The 16,789-nt window shown below is 67.1% G+C and carries 19 protein-coding genes; 11 read left to right on the forward strand and 8 right to left on the reverse strand.

The genetic code is table 11. From position 1 onward, the window contains the following. The first annotated feature begins 22 nt into the window (after window positions 1-22). Window positions 23-787 (forward strand): SDR family oxidoreductase, encoded by a 765-nt coding sequence (locus tag P7L68_RS13565; protein ID WP_372006168.1) that lies wholly within the window; start codon window positions 23-25, stop codon window positions 785-787. A gap of 5 nt (window positions 788-792) precedes the next feature. Here the strand turns inward: P7L68_RS13565 and P7L68_RS13570 are convergent, their stop codons facing one another. After that, complete coding sequence (locus tag P7L68_RS13570) at window positions 793-1,689, reverse strand: DMT family transporter (protein WP_372006169.1); 897 nt, start codon at window positions 1,687-1,689, stop codon at window positions 793-795. A 155-nt stretch (window positions 1,690-1,844) separates the two neighbouring features. On the opposite strand from P7L68_RS13570, the gene P7L68_RS13575 reads away from it, so the two are divergent. Further along, complete coding sequence (locus P7L68_RS13575; RefSeq protein WP_372006170.1) at window positions 1,845-2,717, forward strand: LysR family transcriptional regulator; 873 nt, start codon at window positions 1,845-1,847, stop codon at window positions 2,715-2,717. A gap of 14 nt (window positions 2,718-2,731) precedes the next feature. On the opposite strand, the gene P7L68_RS13580 is transcribed toward P7L68_RS13575, so the two are convergent. From P7L68_RS13580 to csrA, 6 genes are all read right to left on the reverse strand, one after another. Continuing rightward, window positions 2,732-3,358 carry a hypothetical protein gene (locus P7L68_RS13580; protein WP_372006171.1) on the reverse strand — a complete coding sequence of 209 codons (627 nt, stop codon included), beginning with the start codon at window positions 3,356-3,358 and terminating at the stop codon, window positions 2,732-2,734. A gap of 95 nt (window positions 3,359-3,453) precedes the next feature. Continuing rightward, the gene (gene fliP, locus P7L68_RS13585) at window positions 3,454-4,224 is read right to left on the reverse strand and encodes a flagellar type III secretion system pore protein FliP (protein WP_372006172.1); all 771 of its coding nucleotides are present in this window, start codon (window positions 4,222-4,224) and stop codon (window positions 3,454-3,456) included. After that, window positions 4,221-4,679 (reverse strand): FliO/MopB family protein, encoded by a 459-nt coding sequence (locus tag P7L68_RS13590; protein WP_372006173.1) that lies wholly within the window; start codon window positions 4,677-4,679, stop codon window positions 4,221-4,223. Before P7L68_RS13590 ends, fliP begins: the two co-directional genes overlap by 4 nt. 89 nt (window positions 4,680-4,768) lie before the next feature. Continuing rightward, window positions 4,769-5,128, reverse strand: coding sequence for a hypothetical protein (locus P7L68_RS13595; RefSeq protein ID WP_372006174.1), 360 nt, complete (start codon window positions 5,126-5,128; stop codon window positions 4,769-4,771). 32 nt (window positions 5,129-5,160) lie between these two features. Continuing rightward, the gene (locus P7L68_RS13600; protein WP_372006175.1) at window positions 5,161-5,445 is read right to left on the reverse strand and encodes an EscU/YscU/HrcU family type III secretion system export apparatus switch protein; all 285 of its coding nucleotides are present in this window, start codon (window positions 5,443-5,445) and stop codon (window positions 5,161-5,163) included. A gap of 157 nt (window positions 5,446-5,602) precedes the next feature. Then, window positions 5,603-5,866: a carbon storage regulator CsrA gene (gene csrA, locus P7L68_RS13605; protein WP_372006176.1), complete on the reverse strand. Its 264-nt coding sequence runs from the start codon at window positions 5,864-5,866 to the stop codon at window positions 5,603-5,605. Window positions 5,867-6,195: 329 nt separating this feature from the next. On the opposite strand from csrA, the gene P7L68_RS13610 reads away from it, so the two are divergent. From P7L68_RS13610 to P7L68_RS13640, 7 genes are all read left to right on the forward strand, one after another. Next, window positions 6,196-6,663, forward strand: a complete 468-nt coding sequence (locus P7L68_RS13610) for a flagellar basal body rod protein FlgB (protein WP_372006177.1) — start codon at window positions 6,196-6,198, stop codon at window positions 6,661-6,663. Window positions 6,664-6,711: 48 nt separating this feature from the next. After that, window positions 6,712-7,119, forward strand: coding sequence for a flagellar basal body rod protein FlgC (flgC, locus tag P7L68_RS13615; RefSeq protein WP_372006178.1), 408 nt, complete (start codon window positions 6,712-6,714; stop codon window positions 7,117-7,119). Between the two features lie 59 nt (window positions 7,120-7,178). After that, window positions 7,179-7,493 carry a flagellar hook-basal body complex protein FliE gene (locus P7L68_RS13620; protein ID WP_372006179.1) on the forward strand — a complete coding sequence of 105 codons (315 nt, stop codon included), beginning with the start codon at window positions 7,179-7,181 and terminating at the stop codon, window positions 7,491-7,493. Between the two features lie 70 nt (window positions 7,494-7,563). Next, entirely contained in the window at window positions 7,564-7,839 is a 276-nt protein-coding gene (gene fliQ, locus P7L68_RS13625; protein WP_062766183.1) for a flagellar biosynthesis protein FliQ, read from the forward strand. A gap of 36 nt (window positions 7,840-7,875) precedes the next feature. Next, entirely contained in the window at window positions 7,876-8,631 is a 756-nt protein-coding gene (fliR, locus tag P7L68_RS13630; RefSeq protein WP_372006180.1) for a flagellar biosynthetic protein FliR, read from the forward strand. 17 nt (window positions 8,632-8,648) lie between these two features. Beyond that, complete coding sequence (flhB, locus tag P7L68_RS13635) at window positions 8,649-9,728, forward strand: flagellar biosynthesis protein FlhB (RefSeq protein WP_372006181.1); 1,080 nt, start codon at window positions 8,649-8,651, stop codon at window positions 9,726-9,728. 71 nt (window positions 9,729-9,799) lie between these two features. Continuing rightward, on the forward strand, window positions 9,800-11,716 hold the full coding sequence (locus tag P7L68_RS13640; RefSeq protein WP_372006182.1) for an ATP-binding protein: 1,917 nt from the start codon (window positions 9,800-9,802) through the stop codon (window positions 11,714-11,716). Between the two features lie 153 nt (window positions 11,717-11,869). On the opposite strand, the gene P7L68_RS13645 is transcribed toward P7L68_RS13640, so the two are convergent. After that, window positions 11,870-12,355 carry a hypothetical protein gene (locus P7L68_RS13645; RefSeq protein ID WP_372006183.1) on the reverse strand — a complete coding sequence of 162 codons (486 nt, stop codon included), beginning with the start codon at window positions 12,353-12,355 and terminating at the stop codon, window positions 11,870-11,872. A 358-nt stretch (window positions 12,356-12,713) separates the two neighbouring features. Here P7L68_RS13645 and recA point away from each other — a divergent pair, with 358 nt between their 5' ends. Together recA and alaS are read left to right on the forward strand one after the other, a co-directional pair. Next, window positions 12,714-13,799, forward strand: a complete 1,086-nt coding sequence (recA, locus tag P7L68_RS13650) for a recombinase RecA (protein WP_372006843.1) — start codon at window positions 12,714-12,716, stop codon at window positions 13,797-13,799. A 315-nt stretch (window positions 13,800-14,114) separates the two neighbouring features. Continuing rightward, window positions 14,115-16,769, forward strand: coding sequence for an alanine--tRNA ligase (gene alaS, locus P7L68_RS13655; RefSeq protein WP_372006184.1), 2,655 nt, complete (start codon window positions 14,115-14,117; stop codon window positions 16,767-16,769). The last annotated feature ends 20 nt before the right edge of the window (window positions 16,770-16,789 follow it).

The raw sequence follows: 16,789 nt of genomic DNA on the forward strand, positions 1-16,789 counted from the left end.
ACGATAAGACGGGAGGAACAGGATGACGCAGCGCCTGTCAGGGAAGGCCGCGCTGGTGACCGGCGGCGGCGCGGGGATCGGTCGTGCCACCGCACATGCTTTCGCCCGCGAAGGGGCGCGGGTCTGCGTGGCCGATATCGATGCCGCGGCCGCCGCGGCGACCGCTGAGGCGATCATTGCCGGTGGCGGGGAGGCCTTCGGGCTGGCGGCAGATGTCCGCCATGGCGATCAGGTCGCGGCCATGGTGGCGCAGGCCGTAGAGCGCTTCGGGCGGCTGGACATCGCCTTCAACAATGCCGGCATCGAGATCGAGACCGGCCCGCTGGTCCGCAGCGACGAGGAGACTTATCAGCGCCTGATGGATGTGAACGTCAAGGGCGTGTGGCTGTGCATGAAGCACGAGCTGGACCACATGCTGGGGCGCCCGGGCGGCGGGGCGATCATCAACACGGCTTCCGTCGCCGGGCTGATCGGTGCGCCGGGCCGCGCGCTCTACGCCGCCAGCAAGCATGCGGTCCTGGGCATGACCAAAAGCGCGGCGGTCGAGAACGGCCGCAAGGGCATCCGGATCAATGCCGTCTGCCCCGGCGTCATCCGCACCGACATGATGGCCCGTGCGGTGGACCGCCGGCCCGATCACGAGCCGCTGATGGCCGCCATGCACCCGATCGGCCGGGTGGGGGAGGCGGAGGAGATCGCCAATACGGTGGTCTTCCTCGCCTCGGACGACGCGGCCTTCGTGCTGGGCCACGCCCTGACGGTCGACGGCGGCATGACCGTCATCTGACCGGATCAGCTGCGACCGAGCCGCACCCCTGCCGCCGAGAGCGCGATGCCTGCCAGCATCAGGGGGGTGACCGGCTCGCCCAGCAGCAGCCAGGCCATGATCGCGGTGGCGGAGGGCACCAGGAAGAACAGCCCGGCTGCCCGGGCCGCAGCGCCGCGGCGCATCAGCACACCCAGGATCGCGATCGCCGCGATCGAATTCACCAGGGCCAGCCAGACGACCGCGCCGGTCACTTCTGCCGTCCAGACCATGTGGCCGGTTTCCAGCAGCAGGGCGGCCGGCACCAGGATCAGCCCGCCGGCCGCCGTCTGCACCATGCCGGCAAGCCGGAGGTCCAGCCCGGCGCAGAAGCGCTTCTGCCAGAGCGAGCCGAAGGAAAGGCCGGCGAGCCCGGCCGCCACCAGCAGATAGGCGTGGAGCGGTGCCTGGCCCGGATCACCCAGGCGCGGCCCCACGACCAGCCCGACACCGGCTACCCCGAGCGCCAGCCCCGCCAGATGCCGCCGCCCCGGCCATTCGCCCAGAAACGGCCCCGCGGCCACCGTCACCACCACCGGCATCAGCCCCATGATCAGCGCCGCCGTACCCGCCGGCACACCGGCGGCCATGCCGCCATAAAGCCCGCCGAACTGCAGGCCGTGCATCAGCAGGCCGGTGATGGCCGCATGGATCAGCAGCATCGGCCGCGCCGGCCGCCGGATGCGCAGGACGGCGACGATACCGGCCATCACCAGGGTGGCGAGGGCGAAGCGGATGACGCTCATGGTCAGCGGTTCCAGCCCGCCGAGTGCGATCGCCCCGCCGATATAGCCGGTGCTCCACAGCAGAACGAAGCCTGCCGGCATCATCCGGTCGGCCAGGGGGAGGATGGGGGACCGGGTATGCGATGCGGTGCGGATCATGGCGCAGCCTCGGAAGCGCGGGGCGGGCGCCTGTGCAGCGCTGCCCGATGGAGAACACGCGCAGTGTGGTTCCCAAGGTAAGCGCTTGTAAAATCGAATGGCGTGATCCACCTTATCACGCTCTGTTATAGGTTCTCTTCAGCACAGGCCGCCGGATGATCCGCCCCGATCTCGACATCACCCTGCTGCGCTGTTTTCTGACCGTGCTCGACGCCGGCGGTTTTGCCAGGGCCGCAAGCCTGCTTGGCCGGACCCAGCCGGCTGTCAGCCAGCAGATCCGTCGACTGGAAGATCTGCTGGGCCACCGGCTGATTCAGCGGGCCTCTCCCGGCCGAAGCCAGCCGCCGCAGCCGACGGCGGCCGGGGAACGGCTGGCCGAGCAGGCGCGGCGGCTGATTGCGCTGCATGACGGGCTGGTGGCGGACATGCTGGGGCTGGAAGACCTGCCGGCCACGCTGCGGCTGGGCATTCACCAGCATGCCAGCGACGAGATCCTGGGCCGACTGGTCGCCGAGGTGGCACGGCTGCGCCCGGGGACCGGTCTGGATCTGCGCATCACCCATAACGCTCAGCTGGCGGCAGAGATTGCTGCGGGCGAGCTTGATCTGGCGTTGCCGCTGGCCATCGTGACGGAGGGGCGCCCCGAGGTCGTGCAGGAGGGCGCCCTGCCGATCGCCATCGACTGGCGCGGGGAGGGGGGGAACCCGGCAGGCGGCGCTGCACTGCCGCTGATCGCCTTCCGTCCCCCCTGCATCTTCCGGCAGGCGGCGATCATGGCCCTTGGCCGGGCCGGGCGGCGCTGGCGGCTGGTGCATGAGGCAACCGACGCACGATCCCTGGCGGCGGCGCTGTCGGCCGGCCTTGGCATTGCCGCCGTGCCGGATATCGGCCGGTATGACGATATTCCGCGTGCCCCGGCAGGGCTTGGCCTGCCGCTCCTGCCGGGGGCGATGTTGCGCCCTCTTGCCGTGCCGGGACTTGGGGCTGATCTGGTTGCGGCCCTGGCAGGCCTGGCCGCCGGACGCTGACGCTCAGTCGGCCGTCAACGGAGTCGTATCCCTCGCCAGTCGCCCGCCGTGATCCGGTCGCCCGGTGCAACCGACCCCTCTCTCACAAGACCCGGAAGGGTCTGGGCTAAAAAGGTGGTGGTCTGTTCGACTGTGTCACCCTCGGTAACACATCCGGTAACTCTGATCGTTTTGCCGCCCGTCTGCCGCCAGACACAGAATGTGTTGAATATGAACAGATAGGTTGCCCGATTCAGGGCGTCGCGACTGACTGTATAGCGTTCCTGGCAGGTGTTGTTCTGTATTTTAGCCAGCGTCTGCACACGGCGACGGCAAGAGAAAGCAGCCTGCTGAATGACCGCACCATGATCGTCAGTCAACAGTGCAATAGAATTGGTTTGTGCATGATCACCCAGAAGACGCGGAGACGCCCAGGCTGTCATCTCCAGGGCGCCGCTGCCGTCGGAGATGGCCTGAAGGGACACTGTCAGCCCGCCATCAGCATCGCCGATGCGGGACACGGGCGCCGAAATTTCCATGCGTTCCGCGGCTGCTGGGCCCTGCAACATGAACATGACCAGGCAGATGCTGATCGCGTATCTGGCAAAACAGCTACGTTCCGGCGACGGAAACCTGTCGTGGCATTTGTTGTCTTTGTGCATACACCGAGCCTCTCGACGTGCATCGTCTGCAACGTATCAGGTCCCGATGCATATTGCATGGCGGATCGAAAGGTCGAGGCCCCGTCCAAGGGGGTTCAGCTTGCGAAACTACGCACCAGACTGCCGGCAATAAGTGACCAGCCGTCGATCAGCACGAAAAAGATCAGCTTGAACGGCAACGAGATCATCACCGGCGGCAGCATCATCATGCCCATGGACATCAGCAGCGATGCCACCAGCATGTCGATGATCAGGAAGGGCAGGAAGACCAGGAAGCCGATCTCGAAAGCGCGGCGAAGCTCGCTGACCATGAAGGCCGGCACCAGCACCTGAAGGGGGACATCTTCTACCGAGGCCGGTTCCGGATCGAGGGCAGCCATGTCCACGAAGGCCGTCAGCTCGCGCTCGCCGACATGGGCGGTCATGAAGTCGCGAAACGGTGCGGAGATCCGGTCGAAGGCTTCCTCTTCGGTGATGTCCTCGGCCACCAGAGGGGCGACGCCCTCGGTCCAGGCGCGCTCGAAAGTGGGGGTCATCACGAAACCGGTCAGGAACATGGCAAGACCGATCAGCACCGCATTGGGCGGTGTCTGCTGCACACCCAGCGCGCTGCGCAACAGCGACAGCACCACCACGATGCGGGTGAAGGAGGTAACGGCCACCAGCAGGCCCGGTGCCAGCGACAGCACCGTGACCAGGGTGACGAGCTGAACGATCCGGCCGGTAAAACCGCCCGGATCCTCGGCGCCCAGATCGACCGTCACCGATTGGGCAAGAGCCGTGTGGCTGAAGGCCAGCGCCATCAGCAGACCAGGAACGACGAGACCGGCCAGTCGTGCGGCCCGCTGCCGCACCCTCTGCTTCACCGGTCCAACTCCGGCGGGATCCGCCGCCCCGGCTGAGGCGGGAAGCCGCGCCGCCGCTCGGTGCCGCGGCGGTCCACGCGCAGCACCGGCTCATCGTCCTCGTCGTCGTCGGGGTAATCGCGGGCGGCGACAGGGGTGGCCGTGGGGCGGAAGGCGGGTTCGACGCCGCGCAAGGGGGCCGGTGCAGCGGCCATCTCCGGCACCTCGATCCCGCGCTCGATCACCAGATCGCCGTCGCCGCCGATCAGCAGCAGATGTTCCACATCATCGCGGCGGATCAGCACCAGGCGCCGCTTGGGATCGATCTGCCGGCTTTCGACCAGCGCAAGCCGGCGGCCGCGGGCGGGGGCACCCGCCCGGTCGCCCCAGCGGCGGATCGCCAGGGCGACAAGCCCGATCAGCCCGGCCACGAGCGCCAGCCCGGCGATCATCTGGAGAATGTCGTTAAACGTCATGCAAGCCGGTCCGGAAGTTCGGGGACGGGAAGGCGGGGGCTGAGCTGCCAGCCTGGTTCAGCGCCAGACTGGTCCAGCGCCGGGCTGGTTCAGCGATTGCCGGTGCGGCCATAGGCGGCCGTGGCGCGCTGGCGGGCAGAGAATCCGCCCATCTCGCGGGCGGTTTCATCGAAGACCTGACGCATCTCGCGCTCCAGAACGTTCAGCGCGTCGATCAGACCCAGCATGCGCGAGCGTATCGCCTGGCCGCTGCCGGGCGGCAGGCTCGCCAGATGCGCGCAGAACCGGGTGACCCGCACCTCCATGCTGTGCAGGTTCACGGCATCGCCGCGGGCCAGCATTTCGCGGGCGACAGAAATCTCGGCGGCGATGGCATCCAGCGCCGCCACCGGATTCTGGATGTCTCCAAGGCCGGTTTCGCGATCGTCGTCGCCCTGATCAGGCGTCATCACCCGTCGTCCTCCGTCGGTATACAGGTCGTTCAGCGGCCACCGCCGCCCAGGCTGCCGTTCAGGCGGTAGAGATGGGCCAGAATCTCCGCGACCGCCGCAAAGGCGGCCGGCGGGATCGGGCTTTCCGGCTCCAGTGCCTCAAGGATCGCTGCCAGATCGGCATCCCGCCGGACGGGGATCCCCGAAGCGAAGGCCATGGCGAGGATCTTTTCGGCAAGGGCGCCGTGACCGGCCGCCAGCACTTTGGGCACCTCGCCGCCGGTCGGATCGAAGCCAAGGGCCACCGCCACCTGGCGTGGCTGCTTCTCGGTCATCTCGGATCATCCCGTCAGGCTGACACAGCCCGTCGTCTGGCAGACAGGGGCCGTCGTCTGGCAACAGATTTCATGATGATCCCTTCCAGGCCCATAAGCAACTCAGAGAGCCGGTCAAAGAGCCGGGCCGGGCGCCGGGATCGCGACAGACCTTCGCTCAGCCGGCCTCGTCGGGCGCGGGGCCGCGGGTCACGAAGGCCGGCACGTCTTCCGGCGCGCCGGTCTGCCCGGCTATGTCCAGGCCCAGCGCCGCGCGGTTTTCGGCCTGGACCCGGTCATAGACCTCGCGTCTGAGTACGGTCGCGTCGGTGGGGAAGGTCAGGCCGAGCCGCACGGTCTTGCCGCGCACCTCGATGACCGTCACCTCTATCTCGTCGTTGATCACCACCGCTTCACCGACCTTGCGGGTCAGATAGAGCATGATCGCCCTTTCCATCTCCGGCGGACCGTCACCGGCGGAACGGCGCTCTCGGGGCGCTGCCGCCGGTTCCGGACCGTCGATTTCCGCGGCCCCGCCGCCTTCTGCAGCCGGCGCGCGCATCTGTCGCGCGCGTCCTTCTCTTGATCCGCGGGCCTCGCGGTTTTACGTTTCCTTAAGGCCGCCGGCATATCCTGTTGATCCTGCGGCAACCATCCTGCCACGATGCGGGATCGGCATCCGGAAACGGATCCGTCGGCGGATCCGGTTGCCGGCCCTGCCGGCCCGCCTTGCGCTCCTCCTGAAGATATCCGATCGGACCGGGCCAGACGATGGACATAACGCGCATACCGCTGTTCTCTTCCCTGAAGAAGCGGATGGGCTGGCTGACCGAACGTCAGGCGGTGCTGGCCCAGAACATAGCGAACGTGAACACGCCGGGCTATAAGGCGCGCGATCTGAAACCGGTCGATTTCGGCGCCATGGCCGAGCGGGCCTCGGGGCTTCGCATGACCGGCAGCACCACCAGCGGCGGCGCCGCCATGGGGTCGGCAGGCGAGTTGCAGATGGCGGCGACGAAAACCGGCCATATGGCGCCTGCCGTGGCCGAAGGTGGCTATCGCGCGACCGAGGACCGCAAGCCGCTGGAAGTCACGATCGACGAGAACAAGATCAATATCGAGGATCAGGCCGTGAAGCTGGCGGGCAATGCCAGTCAGTTCACGCTTGCATCGACCCTCTACAAGAAGCATATGGACATGATCCGCACCGCGCTGGGGCGCGGTGGCGGGGCAGGGTGAGGCCATGACGGGTCGTCACGCTGACATCGGCCAGGGGAGGCTTGCCTCATGGACCTGATGAAGATCACGCGGATCTCTGCGGCCGGCATGCAGGCGCAGTCGGAGCGCCTGCGAATCGTCGCGGAAAATCTCGCCAATGCCGACAGCACCGGAACCACGCCCGGCTCCGAGCCCTACCGGCGCCGGACGATCAGTTTCGCCGAGGGACTGAACAAGGAGCTGGGCCTGCCCACCGTCCGGGTATCGCGCTATGGGGTGGACCAGTCACCCTTCGATCGCGAATACGACCCCGGCCATCCGGCGGCGGATGAGAACGGCTATGTGCTCCGCCCCAACGTCAACCCTGTGGTCGAAATGGTCGACATGCGCGAGGCGCAGCGTGGCTACGAGGCCAATCTCAGCGTCATCGAGACCACCCGCACGATGGTGCAGCGCGCGCTCGACCTGCTGCGCTGACGCCTGACCTGACGCCGGCCCCGGCCGGTGCGCGCCCCGAACACGGACGGAACAGACCCATGGATGCCAAGTTCGCCTCAGCTGCCGCCGCCTACGCCAATGCCGCCCGCGGCATCAAGGCGCCTGGCACCGAGGGCGGCGACCGGACCGGCGCTTCCGGCGCCTTCGCCGACATGGTGAGCGACGTCATCGGCCAGAGCATGAAGGCCGGGCAGGCGTCGGAGCGGGCGGCGATGCAGGCGGTTTCGGGCACCGCCAGCCTTCAGGACGTGGTGACTTCGGTGGCCGCTGCCGAGACCTCGCTGCAGACCGTGGTGGCGATCCGCGACCGGGTGATCGGCGCCTATCAGGAAATCATGCGCATGCCGATCTGAGCGCGGCTTTGGTCTGCGTTCCGCTCGTCTGTCTTCCGCTTCTTTTTCCTCAGTTCCGGACCGGCCGGCCATGACGCCCAACGAGGCAATCGATATCGGGCGCGAGGCGCTGTGGACGATGCTCAAGCTGGGCGCGCCGGTGATGCTGGTCGCGCTCACCGTCGGACTTGCCATTTCGCTGGTCCAGGCGCTGACCCAGATTCAGGAAATGACCCTGTCCTTCGTGCCGAAGATCATCGCCATCGTCGTGGCACTGGTGATCTTCCTGCCCTTCATGTGGACGGGCATGTCCGACTACACCCGCCTGCTCTACGAGCGCATCCCCGCCATCGGCGCGGCGCCATGAGGCCGGGAACGCGCATATGACCGGGGGGCGGGGCGCATGACCGACCTGCTGGGTGTCGAGACCTTTTCGGTCATGCTGGTGTTCCTGCGGCTGGGCGCCGCCCTGATGCTGATGCCGGGCATCGGTGAGACCAATGTCTCGGCCCGTGCCCGCCTGATCCTGGCCCTGCTGCTGTCGGTCGCTCTTGCCCCCGTGATCGAGACGGAGCTGCCGGTCGTGCCCGACCAGCCGGCGGAGATTTTGCGGCTCGCCTTTCTTGAAGCCGCGGTCGGCATCCTCCTCGGCCTGATGCTGCGGCTTCTGGTTGCGGCGCTGCATACGGCGGGCGTGGTCATCTCGATGCAGAGTGGCCTCGCCACCGCCATGATGTACGACCCCACCCAGCAGGCCCAGGGTGCGCTGCCCGGCAATTTCCTGACCGCATTGTCGCTGGTGCTGATCTTCACCAGCGGCATGCATCTGATGATGCTGGGCGCCGTCGTCCACAGCTATCAGACCTTCCCGGTCGGCGAGCCGCTGCCCCTGGGCGATGCCGCTGAAATGATGGGGCGGCTGCTGGATGCGGCCTTCGTGCTCGCAACTCAGGTCGCCGCCCCCCTGCTGCTGGTCGGCACGCTGTTCCAGGTGGCGCTGGGCCTGCTTGCCCGGCTGATGCCCACCATCCAGGTGTTCTTCATCGCCATTCCGGTCCAGATGCTGATCGGGCTCTCGGTCATGGCGATCACGCTGTCTGCCGCGATGCTGGTCTGGCTCGATCGGGTCGGTCAGCGTCTCGACATGCTCCTGCCCTGAAGCCGGGAAACTGACGCATGAGCGAGCAGAGCGAAGACGACAGCCAGAAAACCGAAGACCCCACGCCAAAAAAGCTGGAAGAGGCACGCAAGAAAGGTCAGCTTCCGTCCAGCCAGGAAATCAATCACTGGCTCATGCTGGTTGCGGTCTCGATCGCGATCGTGGCGGTGCTGCCGGGCATGGTGCGGGATGTCGGCCTGGGGCTGCGCGGGCTGATCGCCAGCGCCGATACCTTTCTGATGGACCCGACGGCTGTCGGCTATCTGCTCAGGGCTCTGGCCGTCCAGATGCTGACCTGGCTGGCATTGCCGGTGCTGGTGTTCATCATCGCCGCGCTTGCGTCGGGCTTCGTGCAGCGCGGCGGTAATGTTTCGGCGGAATCGCTGAAGCCCAGTCTCGACAAGATCTCGCTGATCGGCGGCTTGAAACGCCAGTTCTCGGCCAAGGCGCTGGTCGAGTTCGTGAAGGGCGTGCTCAAGATCATCGTGGTCGCCGGCGTGTCGTGGCTGGTGGCCCGGCCACGGCTGGAGGACCTGGATCTGGTGCCGCGTGAAGCGCCGGTCGCCCTGATGGAGCGGCTGGCCGACGATGCCTTCGTGATCGTGCTGGCGGCGGCCTGTGTGATGACGGTGATCGCGGCCGCCGACTACGCCTTTCAGCGCTACACCTTCATGCAGCAGATGCGGATGTCGCAGCGCGAGGTGCGCGACGAGATGAAGCAGAGCGAAGGCGACCCGATCATCAAGGCGCGGCTGCGCCAGATCCGCATGGAACGCGCCCGCAAGCGCATGATGGCGGCGGTCCCCACCGCCGATGTCGTGGTCACCAACCCGACCCATTATGCCATCGCCCTGAAATACGATCCGCCCAAGATGCACGCGCCCATGGTGGTGGCGATGGGTGTGGATGCCGTCGCCTTCCGCATCCGCGATCTGGCGCTGCAGAACGATGTGGCGGTGGTGGAAAACCCGCCTCTTGCCCGCGCCTTGTGGGACACGGCCGAAATCGATCGCGAAATCCCGGTCGAGCATTATCAGGCCGTTGCCGAGGTGATCGGCTATGTCTTCCGGGCCAAAGGGCGGCGCGTGCGCGGATGACCCGTGCTGTGGCATGATGCCCGAACGGCATCCGGCCGAAGACCATGACGGGCGAGCAGGACGGTATGAGCATGGAAGCATTGAAGGGCGCGACCCAGGCAGTGATGCGTGATCTGGTGATCGGCATCACCGGCATCGCCCTTCTGGCGGGCAGTACCGGGATCGAGCTGGGCGGTATGCCGGAAAGCGGCATGACCACACTGGTCGATGTCGGCGGCCTGATCCTGATCATCTTTGCCGGGGCCGGGCTGGCCCGCTCGGCGATGCTGCAGGTGGCGGCCGTCGATGCGCGGCCGGAAAGCCCGACCATCCCGGATATCGTGCTCGAAGCCCTGCCCGAGGCGGCGGCATCATTGCAGCTGCCGCCTCCGCCGCCGCCCGAGGCCGGCCCCGCTCGCGGGCTCGATCTCGATATCGTGCCGATCGAGCCGGCCGAAGACCGCTTTCGGCGTCTGTTCGATCTGGCGCCGATCGGCATCGCCCTGGTCGACGACCGGGGGGGCGTGCTGGCGGCCAATGCCGCCCTGATCCGTCTGACCGGCGAGGATCGCCTGGAGGCGGGGCACAGCTTCATCGATCTGGTGGTCCATGACCGCCGCTTTGCGCTGTCCGATGCCTTTGATGCGATTTTCGGCGGGGCCGAGCGCATCACCGCACCGATCGAGGTCTCGTTCCGTCAGCGTCCTGATCGCGTGGCCGCCCTGATGCTGCGCCGTGCCGATGAAGACCATCTGGCCGCGGCCCTGATCCATATCATCGACGTCACCGAACGCAAGGAGCTGGAGGTCCAGTTCGCCCAATCGCAGAAGATGCAGGCCGTGGGCCAGTTGGCCGGTGGCGTCGCCCACGATTTCAACAACCTGCTGACGGCCATGATCGGCTTCTGCGACCTGTTGCTGATGCGCCATCCGCCGGGTGACGCGTCTTTTGCCGACGTCATGCAGATCAAGCAGAATGCCAATCGCGCGGCCAATCTGGTCCGCCAGCTGCTCGCCTTCTCGCGCCAGCAGACCCTGCAACCGCGGGTGCTGGACATCACCGACGTGCTGGCCGAACTCACCCATCTGCTCCGCCGGCTGCTGGGTGAGGCGATCATGCTCGACGTCCATCACGGTCGCGATCTGGCGCCCGTCCGGGTGGATCAGGGGCAGCTGGAACAGGTGATCATCAACCTGGCCGTCAATGCCCGCGACGCGATGCCGAGCGGCGGACAGCTGTCGGTCGCAACCCGCAATTTCGCGAGCGAGGATACGCTGGCGATGGATCGCGACTGGATGATGGCCGGCGGGCGCGAACGGGTGCCGACCGGCGATTATGTGATGGTCGAACTGCGCGATACCGGCTCGGGCATTCCGCGCGACATCCTGCCCAAGATCTTCGAGCCCTTCTTCACCACCAAGGCGGCCGGGCAGGGCACCGGGCTCGGCCTCGCCACCGCCTATGGCATCATCCGCCAGACCGGTGGCTTCCTGTTCGTGCGCAGCGAACCCGGTCGTGGCACCGCCTTCCGCATTCTGCTGCCCCGCCATACCGAGGTGGAGACTTCAGGGCTCGAAATCGACCTCGCCCCCGAAGTGGCACCGCCACGCAAATCCGAAATTGCCGGCTCCGGCGGCCGGGTGCTGTTCGTCGAGGACGAGGATCCGGTACGGGCCTTCGCTGCAAGGGCCTTGCGCCAGCGTGGCTTCACCGTCGAAGAGGCCGAAAGCGCCGATGTGGCGGCGGCCCGGCTCGATGAACTGGTCCAGGCCGGCATCGACGTGCTGGTCACCGACGTGGTCATGCCGGGTATGGATGGGCCGGCGCTGGCGGAGAAGGTGCGCGAGAAGGTGCCCGGCGTCTCGATCGTCTTCATCTCGGGCTATGCCGAAGACACCTTCCGCCGCCGGCTTGGCGACGACCCAAACGTCCGCTTCCTGCCCAAACCCTTCAATCTGAAGCAGCTGGTCCAGACGGTGCGTGACGCAATGGACGACGCCACCGGCTGACGGCGCCGAAAACGTCATCGCCCGCCCTGTCCGGGGGCGACAGGGCGGGCGATGCACCATGAATGCGACGCCGGGGCCTGGACGGGGCCGCGGGGAGGGGACGGGATGCGCGGCGCATCGGGCCCCGGCGCCTGCTGGCGGCAGGGGGCGACGTCACGTCGCGCGGGTACGCCGCCAGGTCTCTTCGAAGCCGTTCCAAGCCATCAGGAACTGTTCCTTCCGATCTTCGAACTGGCGGTCGGGCGCCGCCTGAAGCCTCTGATAGGTCTCTGTCACCTGCTGCCAGGATTTCGTCAGATCCGTCCGGGCACGGGTGGCACCATAATCGTCCTGAAGCTGAAGCTCGCGAACCCGCATCGCAACCTCGGCATCCCAGCGCTGGATCTCGGCGCTTACGGCCTGCTCGAAGCGGATGCGCTCCTGGGCATCGCTCGGCAGGTCGCGGCTGAGCGGCGCGGACTGGCCGGCAAGCGGATCGGTGTCGGGTGTCGCTTCCAGGGTCTGCGAATCGATCGGGTCCGGGCGGTCCATCAGTTCCTGACCGATGGCGGGTGTCATGGTCGCGACCGCGCCGGCGCAGGCGATCGCAAGCGCCATGGCGAGCAGGCTGTCCATCCGCTTGATGGTGCTGTCGGTCATTACACGACCCTCCGTGACGAGGTCCGGCCTCCCGGGTGAGAGGCACGCGGTAGCCAAACTGTTGTGTCGGGGCAGTTCGCGGTCCCTCGACCGGCACCGATCCTCTGCTGGCGCCACGGCGAACCACCCCTCGACCAGGATCATGCCTTCGGGGCGGGGCCGGCGGACACGGACAAAGCTGTGACAGAAGCGGGGCGGCGCTTGTCACGCCGTGACCCGGCGATTTTTCGCGGCCCTGGTCGTCCCGCCCGACAGGGGGCTTGCAAGCCGGAACAAAAAGAGTACATAGTGATTGCGGGCGGCGGTGCTTGCATCGGGTGACCGCCTGTGGAACAAGAGGGGCGTGGCCATGGTGCCCATGGTTCAAACCGAACTGCGCCTGACAGGCAAGGACGAGATGGACAAGCAGAAGGCACTCGAAGCCGCGCTCGGTCAGATCGAGCGCGCGTTCGGCAAGGGCTCGGTGATGAAGCTCGGCCAGCAGGAAAAGGTCGATGTGGATGTCGTGCCGACGGGCTCTCTCGCCCTTGACATCGCTCTCGGCGTCGGGGGTTTTCCCCGTGGCCGCGTGATCGAGATCTATGGCCCGGAAAGTTCGGGCAAGACCACGCTCGCGCTGCATGCGATCGCCGAGGCTCAGCGCGGCGGCGGCACCTGCGCCTTCGTCGATGCCGAGCACGCGCTGGATCCGTCCTATGCGCGTAAGCTGGGCGTGAACATCGACGAGCTGATCATCAGCCAGCCCGACACGGGTGAGCAGGCGCTCGAAATCGCCGACACACTGGTCCGCTCGGGCGCGATCGACGTTCTGGTGGTGGACAGTGTCGCGGCGCTGACGCCCAAGGCGGAGCTTGAAGGCGAGATGGGCGACAGCCATGTCGGCCTGCAGGCCCGGCTGATGAGCCAGGCGCTGCGCAAGCTGACCGGCTCTATCTCGCGCTCGCGCTGCGTGGTGATCTTCATCAACCAGATCCGGATGAAGATCGGCGTGATGTATGGCAGCCCCGAGACGACTGCGGGCGGCAATGCACTCAAATTCTACGCCTCGGTTCGCCTCGACATCCGCCGTATCGGCGCGGTGAAGGAGCGTGAAGAGGTCGTGGGCAGCCAGACCCGCGTCAAGGTGGTGAAGAACAAGGTCGCGCCGCCCTTCCGGCAGGTCGAGTTCGACATCATGTATGGCGAAGGCGTGTCGAAGACCGGCGAGCTGATCGACATGGGCGTCAAGCAGGGCATCGTCGAGAAGTCGGGCTCCTGGTACTCCTATGGTGACCAGCGCATCGGCCAAGGGCGCGAGAACGCCAAGACCTTCCTGCGCGACAATCCCGAGATTGCCCGCGAGGTCGAGAATCGGGTGCGCGAGGCTTATGGCCTTGGTGCCAACAAGACCCCGCTCGCCCTGGTTGCCGGCACCGCCTTCTCGGCATCCGACGACGAGGACTGAGCCCTTCCGGGGGCGGCGTGATCACCGAGGGTGGTCACGCCCTGAACGCTCGCGTGGACAATGGCGGGCGGCACGGGTAAAACGTCCGAACCCTGGGAGCGGCTGAACCTGAATGGCCGGGCCTCCGGGTGGGCCGGCGATGGGCGGGGATCGATACATCCCCGGACGTCGCCTGCACCGCCTGCGGGGCTCGTTGCCGTTGAGGCCACAGGGGCTGTTGAAGCCAGGGGCGCAGATGGCCGGAAACAATCCGGCCCGGCCCCCCGTTCCGTCGATCTTCACCTGCGTTTGCAACACGGGATGGCGTTTTACACCATGACCAGCGCGACCGAGATCCGCCGGACCTTCCTCGACTTCTTCGCGAAGAACGGCCACGAGGTGGTCGCGTCGAGCCCGCTGGTCCCGCAGAACGACCCGACCCTGCTGTTCACCAATGCTGGCATGGTCCAGTTCAAGAACGTGTTCACCGGCGCCGAGAAGCGGCCCTATGACCGGGCGGCGACCTCGCAGAAATGCGTGCGCGCGGGTGGCAAGCACAACGACCTGGACAATGTCGGCTACACCGCCCGGCACCATACTTTCTTCGAGATGCTGGGCAATTTCTCGTTCGGCGACTATTTCAAGGAACAGGCAATCGAGCTTGCCTGGAACCTGGTCACGCGCGAATTCGGCCTGCCCAAGGACCGACTGCTGGTCACCGTCTATCACACCGATGACGAGGCGGCGGGCTACTGGAAGAAGATCGCCGGTCTTTCCGACGACCGGATCATCCGCATCGCGACCAGCGACAATTTCTGGGCGATGGGCGATACCGGCCCCTGCGGTCCGTGCTCCGAAATCTTCTTCGATCATGGTGAAGGCATCTATGGCGGCCCTCCCGGCAGTGCGGACGAGGATGGCGACCGTTTCATCGAGATCTGGAACCTGGTGTTCATGCAGTACGAGCAGATCGCACCGGGCAACCGGCTCGACCTGCCCAAGCCGTCGATCGACACCGGCATGGGGCTGGAGCGGATCGCGGCCATCCTGCAGGGGCAGCACGACAATTACGACATCGACATCTTCCGCCGGCTGATTTCGGCCTCGGCCACCGCCAGCGGCACCGAGCCCGACGGGCCGTTCAGGATGTCGCATCGGGTGATCGCCGACCATCTGCGGTCGTCGGGCTTCCTGATCGCCGACGGCGTGCTGCCGTCGAACGAGGGCCGTGGCTATGTGCTGCGCCGGATCATGCGTCGCGCCATGCGCCATGCCCATAAGATGGGCGTGGCCGAGCCGCTGATGTACCGGCTGGTGCCCGCGCTGATCGAGACCATGGGCGACCATTACCACGAGCTGCGCCGCGCCCAGGCCCTGATCACCGAGACGCTGAAGCTGGAAGAGACCCGTTTCCGTCAGACCCTCGACCGCGGCATGCGTCTGCTGGAAGAAACCACCCAGACGCTCGGTGCCGACGAGAAGCTGCCGGGTGAGGTCGCCTTCCGTCTCTACGACACCTATGGCTTCCCGCTCGACCTGACCCAGGACGTGCTGCGTGCCGAGGGCCGTGGGGTCGATACCGCCGGCTTCGAGACCTCGCTGGCCGAGGCCCGCGCCAAGGCTCGTGCCTCGTGGTCCGGCTCGGGCGAGGCCGCGACGGACCGGGTCTGGTTCGAGGTCCGTGATGCCGTGGGAGCCACCGAGTTCCTGGGCTATGGTGCAACGGCCGCCGACGGTGTGGTCCAGGCGGTGCTGATCGACGGCGCGCCGGTCGATGCCGCAGACGCCGGTGCCCAGGTTGCGCTTGTGGTGAACCAGACCCCGTTCTATGGCGAGAGCGGCGGCCAGATGGGCGATACCGGCCGGATCACCGGCGAGGGCGGGCTTGAGATCGAGGTCACCGATACGGCCAAGAAGCTGGGCGATCTGATCATCCATATGGGCCGCGTGGTCGCGGGCCGGGTGGCGAAGGGTGCCGCGGTGCGGCTCACCGTCGATACCGCCCGGCGCGATGCGCTGCGCGCCCATCACTCGGCGACCCATCTGCTGCATGCGGCATTGCGTCGCCGGCTGGGCGATCACGTCACCCAGAAGGGCTCTCTGGTGGCCCCCGACCGGCTGCGCTTCGATTTCTCGCAGCCGACCCCGATCGCGCGTGAGGACCTCAAGGCGATCGAGGCCGACGTCAACCGGCTGATCCGCGCCAATGGCGAGGTCGGCACCCGGCTGATGACGCCTGACGAGGCGATCGCCCAGGGCGCCATGGCGCTGTTCGGCGAGAAGTACGGCGACGAGGTCCGGGTGGTCGACATGGGCAGCCTTCTTGGCGAAGACGGCCGGAGTTCGGCCTATTCGGTCGAGCTGTGCGGCGGCACCCATGTCACCCGCACCGGCGATATCGGCCTGTTCAAGATCGTCTCGGAAAGCGGCGTCGCCGCCGGCGTCCGCCGGATCGAGGCGGTGGCGGGCGATGCGGCGCTGGCCCATGTGGAGCTGCAGCAGGACCGTCTGGCCGAGGCCTCTGCGGTGCTGAAGGCCCCGGCGGCCGAGCTGGTCGACCGTATTCAGGGCCTGCTCGACGAGCGGAAGAAGCTGGAAGCAGAGGTGGCGAAGCTGCGTCGCGACATCGCGACCGGCGGCGCCGGCGGCGGTGAGCAGATCGAGCAGATCGGCGATGTCCGCTTCGCCGGCCGGGTGCTCGACGGTGTGCCGGCCAAGGAGCTGCGCGGCGTCGCCGATGCGCTGAAGAAGCAGGTCGGCTCGGGCGTGGTCGCCATCGTGGGCGTTCACGAGGGCAAGGCCGGCGTCGTGGTCGGCGTCACCGAAGACCTGACCGGCCGGTTCAGCGCGGTGGAGCTGGTTCGCGCCGCGGCCGAGGCCATGGGCGGCAAGGGCGGCGGCGGCCGCCCGGATCTTGCCCAGGCCGGCGGCCCCGAGGCCGACAAGGCGGCCGATGCGGTGAAGGCGGTGGCGACGGCACTGGCCGGCTGAGCGTCATTCGGTTCTATCAT

It is taken from the genome of Tistrella mobilis, assembly GCF_041468085.1.
In the GTDB taxonomy this organism is placed as follows: Bacteria; Pseudomonadota; Alphaproteobacteria; order Tistrellales; family Tistrellaceae; genus Tistrella; species Tistrella mobilis_A.